At 44.7% G+C, this 8,893-nt stretch carries 10 protein-coding genes and 1 pseudogene; 7 read left to right on the top strand and 4 right to left on the bottom strand.

The genetic code is table 11. The annotated features are described in order from the left end of the window. Positions 1–4: 4 nt before the first annotated feature. The 3 genes from ACIFQN_RS31220 to ACIFQN_RS31230 all read right to left on the bottom strand — a co-directional run bounded on the left by ACIFQN_RS31220 (position 5) and on the right by ACIFQN_RS31230 (position 2,457). Positions 5–700 (bottom strand): amino acid ABC transporter permease, encoded by a 696-nt coding sequence (locus ACIFQN_RS31220; protein WP_429836949.1) that lies wholly within the window; start codon positions 698–700, stop codon positions 5–7. Continuing rightward, positions 687–1,523, bottom strand: a complete 837-nt coding sequence (locus tag ACIFQN_RS31225; RefSeq protein ID WP_429836950.1) for an amino acid ABC transporter substrate-binding protein — start codon at positions 1,521–1,523, stop codon at positions 687–689. The genes ACIFQN_RS31220 and ACIFQN_RS31225 overlap by 14 nt, the downstream gene beginning before the upstream one ends. A 103-nt stretch (positions 1,524–1,626) precedes the next feature. Next, entirely contained in the window at positions 1,627–2,457 is an 831-nt protein-coding gene (locus tag ACIFQN_RS31230; RefSeq protein WP_429836951.1) for a transporter substrate-binding domain-containing protein, read from the bottom strand. A gap of 295 nt (positions 2,458–2,752) precedes the next feature. Here ACIFQN_RS31230 and ACIFQN_RS31235 point away from each other — a divergent pair, with 295 nt between their 5' ends. From ACIFQN_RS31235 to ACIFQN_RS31260, 6 genes and pseudogenes are all read left to right on the top strand, one after another. Beyond that, positions 2,753–3,157 (top strand): hypothetical protein, encoded by a 405-nt coding sequence (locus ACIFQN_RS31235; protein WP_429836952.1) that lies wholly within the window; start codon positions 2,753–2,755, stop codon positions 3,155–3,157. Between the two features lie 16 nt (positions 3,158–3,173). Further along, positions 3,174–4,112 carry an AEC family transporter gene (locus ACIFQN_RS31240; RefSeq protein ID WP_429836953.1) on the top strand — a complete coding sequence of 313 codons (939 nt, stop codon included), beginning with the start codon at positions 3,174–3,176 and terminating at the stop codon, positions 4,110–4,112. A gap of 145 nt (positions 4,113–4,257) precedes the next feature. Further along, positions 4,258–5,043 carry a stalk domain-containing protein gene (locus ACIFQN_RS31245; protein ID WP_429836954.1) on the top strand — a complete coding sequence of 262 codons (786 nt, stop codon included), beginning with the start codon at positions 4,258–4,260 and terminating at the stop codon, positions 5,041–5,043. After that, a pseudogene (locus tag ACIFQN_RS31250) lies at positions 5,024–5,161 on the top strand (transposase); the annotation flags it as partial. The gene ACIFQN_RS31245 and the pseudogene ACIFQN_RS31250, both read left to right, overlap by 20 nt. A 156-nt stretch (positions 5,162–5,317) precedes the next feature. Continuing rightward, positions 5,318–5,647, top strand: coding sequence for a YiiX/YebB-like N1pC/P60 family cysteine hydrolase (locus tag ACIFQN_RS31255; protein WP_429836962.1), 330 nt, complete (start codon positions 5,318–5,320; stop codon positions 5,645–5,647). Between the two features lie 89 nt (positions 5,648–5,736). Beyond that, complete coding sequence (locus ACIFQN_RS31260; RefSeq protein WP_429836955.1) at positions 5,737–6,795, top strand: hypothetical protein; 1,059 nt, start codon at positions 5,737–5,739, stop codon at positions 6,793–6,795. A 128-nt stretch (positions 6,796–6,923) separates the two neighbouring features. On the opposite strand, the gene ACIFQN_RS31265 is transcribed toward ACIFQN_RS31260, so the two are convergent. Further along, a complete protein-coding gene (locus tag ACIFQN_RS31265) occupies positions 6,924–7,619 on the bottom strand; it encodes a substrate-binding domain-containing protein (protein WP_429836956.1) in 696 nt (231 codons plus the stop codon). Between ACIFQN_RS31265 and pdhA the strand changes: the two genes are divergently transcribed. Then, a complete protein-coding gene (gene pdhA, locus ACIFQN_RS31270; RefSeq protein ID WP_429836963.1) occupies positions 7,618–8,658 on the top strand; it encodes a pyruvate dehydrogenase (acetyl-transferring) E1 component subunit alpha in 1,041 nt (346 codons plus the stop codon). The genes ACIFQN_RS31265 and pdhA overlap by 2 nt on opposite strands. Positions 8,659–8,893: the final 235 nt, after the last annotated feature.

The raw sequence follows: 8,893 nt of genomic DNA on the forward strand, positions 1-8,893 counted from the left end.
CTTCTTATACGTAACGGTCCAGCTTGTTTTCGATGCGATCCTGGATGATGGAAAGGACGAAGCAGATCATCCAGTAAATGAGAGCGGCTTCCGAATAGACCAGAAGAGGTTCGTATGTAGCGGCAACGATCTCTTGGGCTTTGCGGAACATCTCCGGTACGAGAATAGCAGCAGCCAGAGACGTGTCTTTTACCAAGCTGATAAACGAGTTGGACAGGGGCGGGACGGAGACGCGTGCTGCTTGCGGAAGAACGACCCGCCGAAGCGCTTGCCAATAGGTCATGCCGATAGAGTAGGCAGCTTCCCACTGTCCTTTATGGATAGACAAAATAGCCGCACGGACCACTTCCGAAGAATAGGCACCGACACTGAGCGAAAAGCCGATAACAGCAGATGGAAATGGGTCGATCATTATGCCAACACTCGGTAATCCAAAGAAAATGATGAATAACTGCACGAGCAAAGGCGTACCACGAATGAGCGATACATAAAAACGAGCGATGCCAATCAGTGGCTTGATGCCGGAGAGACGAGCCAGTGCAGTCAAAACAGCGAGAATGAGACCAAAGAAAAAGGATACGATGGCGAGAGTCAGTGAATAGAGCAAGGCTCCTTTCAATAGAGGAAGAAAGGAGCTTTGCGCAATCTCGATCCAACGGTCCAGGCGTTCTGGGTTGTCAAAAAAGTTACTTAGAAACATCTGCACCAAACCATTTCTCAGAAATTTTTAGGAGTGTACCATCTTTATCCATTTCATCGAGTGCTTTGTTAAAAGCATCGACTAATTCAGTGCTGCCTTTGCGGAACAAAAATCCGTTTTTGGCCACATCAGGATCTTTGGCGATAATTTTAATGGGGGTATCCGGCTTTTGTTTCAGGAAGTCCAAGAGCGAGATGCCGTCATTAATAGTAATATCCACGCGTTTGGAAACGAGTAAGTCGATAGCTTGGTTGAAGCCTTCGACACCGACGATCTCTGCGCCGTTTTTCTTCGCGATATCAGTCAGATTACTGGTCAAGGTTTGTGCTGCTTTTAGCCCTTTAATATCCTCAAAGCTTTTTACCGTAGTGTTGTCTTTGTGTGTGACCAAAACCGCTGTAGAAACGGTATAAGGATTGGAGAAGTCGTATTTTTCCTGGCGATCAGGACGGATGCCGACTTGATTGGCTACCACATCAAAGCGTTTGGAATCCAAACCTGCAAACATAGCGTCCCACTGTGTTTCTTGGAAAACAGGCTCAACACCAATGCGTTTCGCGACCTCTGTCACGACTTCCACATCATAGCCAGTCAGCTTTCCAGACTGATCATGGAATGTAAATGGAGAGTAGGTACCTTCCGTTCCGATCAATAGTTTTCCATCTGCTTTTACTTTATCCAACAAGTTTTGTTCTTTCTTTTCTTCCTTAGTAGGTGTGGAAGAATTGTTGCTTGGTTGGGCTTGATCAGTAGGTGCAGCACCGCAACCCGCAAGTGCCACGAACAAACCAGATACTAGGACGGAAAGCAATAGTTTTTTCATAAATGATCCCCCACTAAACCGATGTGAATTGAGTTAGGACAATACTAAAAGGGCCCAACCCATTTGTCAACGTGAAAGAATGATATAGACTTCCTTCACTCTATTACTTCGAGATATCTTCGCCGAACCATTTTTCAGAAATGCTTTTCAGCGTACCATCTTGCTGCATTTCATCCAATACTTTATTGATGGCATCGGCAAGCTCGGTGCTTCCCTTTCGGAACATAAAAGCGGTTGGCTGACCTTGTTCGTTTTTCGCTACGACCTTGATTGGAGTATCTGGCTTAGCTTTAAGGAAATCGAGCACGGACAAATTGTCGTTGAGCACGACGTCAACGCGTTTTTGGGCAATCAGGTCAATCGCTTGGTTGAAATTATCGACGCCGACTATCTCTGCTTCGTTGGCACGGGCGAGGTCAGCATAGTTGCTGGTCATAGATTGACCTGCTTTCAGTCCTTTAATATCTTTGAAATCTTTTACCGTTGTATTATCTTTGTGGGTGACCAGCACTGCGCGAGAAATGGAGTACGGCTTGGAAAAATCGTATTTCTCCTGGCGATCAGGGCGAATGCCTACCTGATTGGCAATCACGTCAAAGCGTTTGGAATCAAGCCCGGCAAACATGGCGTCCCACTGAGTTTCCTGGAAGACAGGTTCAACACCTAGCCGTTTTGCTACCTCGGTTACGACGTCCACATCATAGCCAGTCAATTTGCCAGACTGGTCATGGAAGGTGAAAGGCGAGTAAGTTCCCTCAGTGCCGATGACGAGCTTTTTCTCAGCATTGACCTTGTCGAGCAGATTTTGAGAGGCAGCTTGCTCGGCAGGTGGAGTTGTTGCATTATTTGGCTGAGAGGTGGAGCCGGAGCTGCTGCAACCGACCATTCCCAGGAGCAGGCAAGAAAGCAATGCGGAGAAAACAACCTTTTTCATTCGAAAATCCCCTTTATGTTGATCTGATTTTATGGATTCATAGTAGTGGCAGGTGAAGGCTTTGTCAATACAAAAGATTTAAAATCCGATTAAATTACTTTGAATTTGGTGTGACATCTATCTCCTCTTTAAAGCATTCGCTTTTTTTCCAAAGGCTATGTCTGGAAGTCGGGCAAAAGCGCAACTAGTGGTTGAGGTTCGAATAGAAGAAGCGTACAATTAGGTACGAATCTCGGGCGTTTTTCAAAAAGGAAAGTTCAAAAAGTCGAAACAGCTTGCAAAAGGAGCTATACAGATGTTAAACGATTGGCGTGTCTATACAGATGAAAGCGGAGTCGAGCAAAAGCACGTGGCTTGGCACGAAGTATTAAAAGAAATTGCCCAATTAAACGGTGTCAATCGGACTTTGGTGCATGCAGCATATGGCGATCACGTGGACCTGGTGGTTGCAGGTGGGAATAATGGCAAGGTGCTGGTTCAGTGGAAAGAGCATGAGCCCGCTCGGCAGCATTTCGTTTTGACGATGGACAAGCACAAGGATGCGGTCATGGCGTCCCTCGTCATTGAAGGAAGTGAAGTAGCTTTCCCTGTCTCCTGGTGTGTTCCTCTAGAGCAGGTAGTACCGTTGTGCGGTGATATTCTGCGTACATGTGAAAAAGGCGAGCCTGCTAACCTGGAATGGCTTCCCGTAGAAATGTAGTCGGGGGAGAGCACTAGTGGAACTCCAAACGTTACAACAGTCTATTTTAATCATGGCCGTCATTATTGGCATCGGTAGTCTCATTGGTTACCGGCAGCCGCTGACGGCCGATTCCCGCCAGCTCGTCATCACCATTATTATTAATGTAGCGATGCCGTGTATCATTTTGGATGGGATCTTTCAGACACCGATGGATAGCCAGATTTTGAACCAAATTTTTGCAATATTCCTCATTTCCTTACTCTTGAATTGTTTGGGCATTTTTCTTGGGTGGCTAGGTGCGCGAACGCTTCCATTACCAGCAAAAAAACGGCGTGAAATGGCCATCTTGTCAGGGTTGGGCAATACTGGGTTTATCGGGCTCCCCCTGTGTGCCGCGCTATTTGGTCCAAAAGGAGCGTTGCTTGCGGCTATTTTTGATGCAGGCGTAGACGTAGTGCTGTGGACGGTCGGCGTAATGATGCTGCAAGAAAAAGGATCGTTTTCCCTGAAAGGACTAAAAACGCTCGTAAACATTCCGATGGTTGCAATCGTGCTCGGGCTTGGCTCTGCCTTGATTGGATTCGCTCCACCAGAGCCTGTCAAAAATTTGTTCGTGACCCTTTCCAAGCTGGCTTCACCATTAGCAATGATGTACATCGGGATGCTGCTTCCGTTATTTTTGCGCAACAAACCACAAGTATCGCTGCCGCTTTTGGGCATGCCCATCGCGTTTAAACTATTTTTGTTCCCGTTGATGACAGCCTTTTTATTGTCGACCTTCTCCTTGGACAAGGATATTGTCAGTGTCATCTTGATTCAGGTGGCGATGCCTACCCTGACCTTGGCTTCCATCTTGTTCGCTCGCTATTCAGGAGATGAAGAGATGGGTGCGATGACGACTGTTTTCTCCACGCTCTTAGCGCTGCTCTCGATACCAGCGGTTGTCCTGATGGGAAATTGGCTACTGCATTAAAGCGTTTGCCAAAACAAAAAAAATACGTGAACCCCTGTTTCTTTGCCTGCGTGGTAGGATCGGGGGTTCTTTTTTGCCCTGAAACGAATAAGACAGATCGCGAGTCTAACAAGATAGAAACAATACAATAGTAGGAGGAAAGACGATGAAAGGGAAGAGCGTACTCGCTGTCGTTCTGGGGGTTCAACTACTGACGGCTCATCCCGTCGCAGCAGCACCGGCTTCGTCTGTCGCTTCGGCGATTGTGGTAAACGGCGAAGAAGCCGCTTTGCAAAAAACACCGCTTCTCATCCAGCAGAGGACCTACATCTATGCCCAGGACGCAAGCAAGATTTTGCAGGCAGCCTGGTCGCAGGAAGGCAATACTGGAAGACTAAAGCTCGGGGAAGCCTCTATTCAGTTTCAGCTAGATACAGGGAAGGTTGCTGTAAATGGAAATTGGAAACAGGATGGGCAGCGGGCAATTGTCCGGGACGGCAATGTTTATTTACCGTTGAGGTGGTTGTCGGAACAAGCCGGTTATCAAATCAAGTGGAATGCCGAGAAAAAGGCGGTGGAAATCATAGCTGCGCAGCATGAGGAGCAATTTGCGCTCGTGGATGCAGAGAAACTGACAAAAGAAGAACGGGCTTTTATCGAATCGGTCAAAAGTAAAAAGGGCGTGTACAACAAGGGAGAGCTGTATGTGATCGCACGCGGTCCATCACCCAATCCAGGCTACGGATTGCAGGTGGTCAAAGTCCAGCAAAGCTGGGAGCAGCTTTTTGTCTACGTGAAGCAGACTTCCCCCGATCCAGATAAGATGTATCCACAGGTCATCACGTATCCGTATTTGGTCGGCAAGGCAAAGCTGGCTCCGTATACAACGCTAGTCGTAATCGACGTGGATACGAATAAACCGTTCCTTACGCAAGAAAATGTTAGCCATTAAAGGGATTAAAGCTATTTCACTGGCCGGCATCTTGGGTGAGTTTGGGGATTTAAGTGGCTTTGCACATGGGAATGCCTTGCTCCGCCATGCGGGGCTGAACCTTACTGAAGCTAGCTCGAGGAGTACCGGATGTGTTTGGGGTCCTGCCAACGTTAGTTAATTAACTTAACTAGTCAGAATGGGTGACTTTACAGTATTCAATGTAGACTTGCCCATTCTTTTTATTTCATCAAATACTTGATATCTATACTCAATTTTATAGTATTCATAGTACATTGAGTTAGGTGTTTATGAAGCACTTCCAAGACCAGGTGTTGTCCATCAGTTTGCAACTAAATATTGGTCTACCGTAGATGATGAGAGTCAATATTATGTCAAAGATGCTGAAGACGCCGATTACAAGATGGCTGTCGCCTATGCAAAGTCTCAAGTTGGAGATAGTTATGGATTGGAAACGACCCTGAGTAACAGTTCCGTATGGTATTGCTCTAAATTAGTATACAAGGCCTGGAAAGATGCTGGTTTCAGCATCGGGTCTCTTGATGAATACGCAGGTGTCGTGCTTCCATCAAGTCTCATTATTGACGTGGATACGGTATCTTAAAAGACGATCCCTATTAATCTTAAAAAAGGCGTGTCATATTATTATGACACGCCCCTCACACTATTTTACTGCGTCAAAGGAGAATTGAAATGAGAGTTTTTCTCGCTTATTTATTGCTGGTATCAGTTTTTCTTTGGGGATGTACACCGAGTCAACAAATCGATGATGTAACCTTGTTTTCTCCTCAGAACAAAGGGGAGTATTTGTTATTCCATTTCATGTCGCCTTTTGAGGATGAAGGGTACATCGCGGAAGTCGATGCAAAAGGGAAAATCAAACATAAGCTAACTATTAAAGATGATCATTTTGCGCCATCGGACGTCTTTTACAATCTGAACAATTACTATTTTACAAGCGGTGCTTATTCCAATAACTTTAAGGTAATGGAGTACAATCCGGAAACACGAAAGATCACCTTAATCGATACAAACCAAAAGAAATATATTGAGAAATATTACACAGACGAACAATCCGAATACATCATCACCACATTGGATAAAAACGATAATAATGAGATCTGTGACATTAAAAAGAATAAATGCATGAGCATTGGAGACGGTTATAGTGCACATTCGTTAACGACCCTAGATAATTTTGTCATTGTGCTAGGGTTTAATGACGGGAACAGCAGCATCGTAAAAAAATATAATCGAGACTTCGAATTCCTAGAAGAAATCAAGATGGAGAACACTCCTGCTTACTTCACCTACACAAGTGAAGATCAAAAACTCTACTTATTTATGAAAAATGGCGATATCGTTGAGATAGATAGTAATTTGAAGATTAATACGTACCCAATTAATCTAACGTCAATTTCGAATAACATCAAAGAAGTAAAATATCAAAAGAATGTAATGCTTGATCCGAAACGAATCCTTGTGGATCTGGAGATAAAAGCCGATCCAAAAACGGATATGATCGCAGAGATTTCTTTTGACAACAACGGACCTTCCTTTGAAATCATACACAAAGGGACTGACGAGGATATTCTTAATGTTGACTATACCTCTGGAGAAGTGTTTACTAGATCCAGCGATGGAAAAAATGCTGTCATTTATGTTAGAGACACGGAAAAGCTTGAGCTTCTGCATCGATTAGTTCTAACTAATAAAGATGCGATCTATTTTGTAGATAATATTAAGAAATGAGACGCCCACCTCTAAAGGGGCAACCTGAACCTTCGGTATCAGTGGGATTCCTTAGTAGTAGTCGGAAGTGCACTTCCAACCAAGCGATAGTATGTGAAATAGTATGACAAGACACAGGAAAAAGAGAATCAGGTAGGCTCCACAGGCTCATGAAAGCTATAGGATAAAATCTGATTAACAAACCGTTGCACACCAAAATCAGTTTTCTTGCGTTTCGGATAGACGAGATATAAGGATCGCTTGGGCATAGGAATTTCCGAGTAGAATGGAATCATCTTGATCTTTCCCGCTTGTATTAATGGTTTCGCAATTGTTTCCGGTAGAAACCCGAGACTTTTGCAACCAAGCACACACTGGACCAGCAAGGAAATATGGTTGACTGTCAAGGCAGAAAGCGGAAAATCCCGGAACTCTTGCTGGTACCAGTCTGTAAACGGAGGTCCCCAATCATGGTGGACATAGGAAAGTGTCTGTAAATCCTGATGCGTTAAAGGCTCTCCTGATTTGGGATCAGTAAAAAAGTCGACCGCACCTACGAGCTGAAAGGAATCCTGGAAAAGCGGAATCACTTCCATTTCAGGATGATGTGGGGGAATATAGACGATACCCATGTCGATGATTCCGTCTAGCATTTTTGCAACAATTTCCGGAGAATGATCGGTAATTAGTCGAAGTGAAATGAGCGGATGAAGCTCTCGGAAATTTTTGACCAATGGAAACAGCAAGTAGTCCCATAAAGAATGGATACTCCCTACAACGAGATGATCCTCATAGGCATGTTGAATCTGAACGACTCGTTCCCCTTCTTGTTTCAACTCCATCATTGATAAAGGAATTATTGTGGAAGAAGGTCCACCGAAACAAATTTTTGAGCATACACATGATGTCCAGGCAAAAGATTTGATGAGGAAAATGGTATTTACACGTATCTGGGATAAACGGGCGATTAGTTTAAATCGACAAGGACGACTAGGCTTGTGGGCACCTGTTTCCGGTCAGGAAGCAAGCATGATCGGAAGTGAAGCTGCTTTAACCAAAGATGATTTCATTTTAGGCAGTTATCGGGATATTCCCCAAATTGTATGGCATGGTTTGCCGCTTTATCAATCCTTTCTTTACTCACGCGGTCATCAACACGGGGGACAAATCCCCGAAGGAGTAAATGTTCTGATGCCTCAAATTATCATTGGTGCTCAAATTACTCAGGCTGTGGGGGTGGCGTTGGCGTTTAAGCTAAGACGAGAAAAGCACGTGGCCATCGCTTATATTGGCGACGGCGGAACTTCGCAGGGTGATTTTTATGAAGGTCTCAATTTTGCAGGTGTGTATAAAGCTCCTGCCATCTTCTTCATTCAAAACAATCGCTATGCCATCTCGGTTCCGATTGAGAAACAAACAGCGGCTCAAAGCTTAGTGATCAAAGCGGAAGCGGCAGGAATAAAGGGAATACAAGTGGATGGTATGGATGTGCTGGCTGTGTATAAAGCAGTATCTAATGCAGCAGAACGCGCACGAAATGGAGAAGGCCCTACCTTAATAGAAGCGATCACGTATCGTTATGGACCGCACACGATGGCCGGCGATGATCCTACTCGCTATCGGAATAAGGTGGAAGAAGAAGAGTGGAAATCAAAAGACCCTCTCATTCGTTTCCGAAAATATTTGACCAGAAAAGGTCTCTGGAGCGAACAAGAGGAGATACAAGTTGAAGAAGAAGCGAGAGCGGCCATTGCAGAAGGAATAAAAAAGGCGGATGAAACTCCACCTATGACGATTCCTGATCTGATCGACAGCATGTTTGAGAATACTCCAGATTATTTGGAAGCCCAGAAGCACTTATATGCAAATTTGGAGGATAAGTAAGCATGGTGCAAATGACATTGATTCAAGCAATCAATGATGCTCTTTCGATCGAACTTTCGAGAGATGAACATGCATGTACTCGTTTTTGGTGAGGAAGTGAATACGTTCCATTTTAAACTCCTGGAGCTGGGAGAAGGAATACATGAACGCGAAATTGTAAAATGGCATATTAAGCCATGAGATAATACAGACACCACCTATATGGTTGAATTAAGGTAAGCGTCAAACCCAGCCC

The sequence above is a fragment of the Brevibacillus sp. NRS-1366 genome, assembly GCF_050467985.1.

Excerpts from the sequence above, each read along its gene's own strand:
- ACIFQN_RS31265 (WP_429836956.1), bottom strand. The coding sequence starts at position 7,619 with ATGATGGAGTTGAAACAAGAAGGGGAACGAGTCGTTCAGATTCAACAT.
- ACIFQN_RS31230 (WP_429836951.1), bottom strand. The coding sequence starts at position 2,457 with ATGAAAAAGGTTGTTTTCTCCGCATTGCTTTCTTGCCTGCTCCTGGGA.
- ACIFQN_RS31235 (WP_429836952.1), top strand. The coding sequence starts at position 2,753 with ATGTTAAACGATTGGCGTGTCTATACAGATGAAAGCGGAGTCGAGCAA.
- ACIFQN_RS31225 (WP_429836950.1), bottom strand. The coding sequence starts at position 1,523 with ATGAAAAAACTATTGCTTTCCGTCCTAGTATCTGGTTTGTTCGTGGCA.
- ACIFQN_RS31260 (WP_429836955.1), top strand. The coding sequence starts at position 5,737 with ATGAGAGTTTTTCTCGCTTATTTATTGCTGGTATCAGTTTTTCTTTGG.
- ACIFQN_RS31220 (WP_429836949.1), bottom strand. The coding sequence starts at position 700 with ATGTTTCTAAGTAACTTTTTTGACAACCCAGAACGCCTGGACCGTTGG.
- ACIFQN_RS31245 (WP_429836954.1), top strand. The coding sequence starts at position 4,258 with ATGAAAGGGAAGAGCGTACTCGCTGTCGTTCTGGGGGTTCAACTACTG.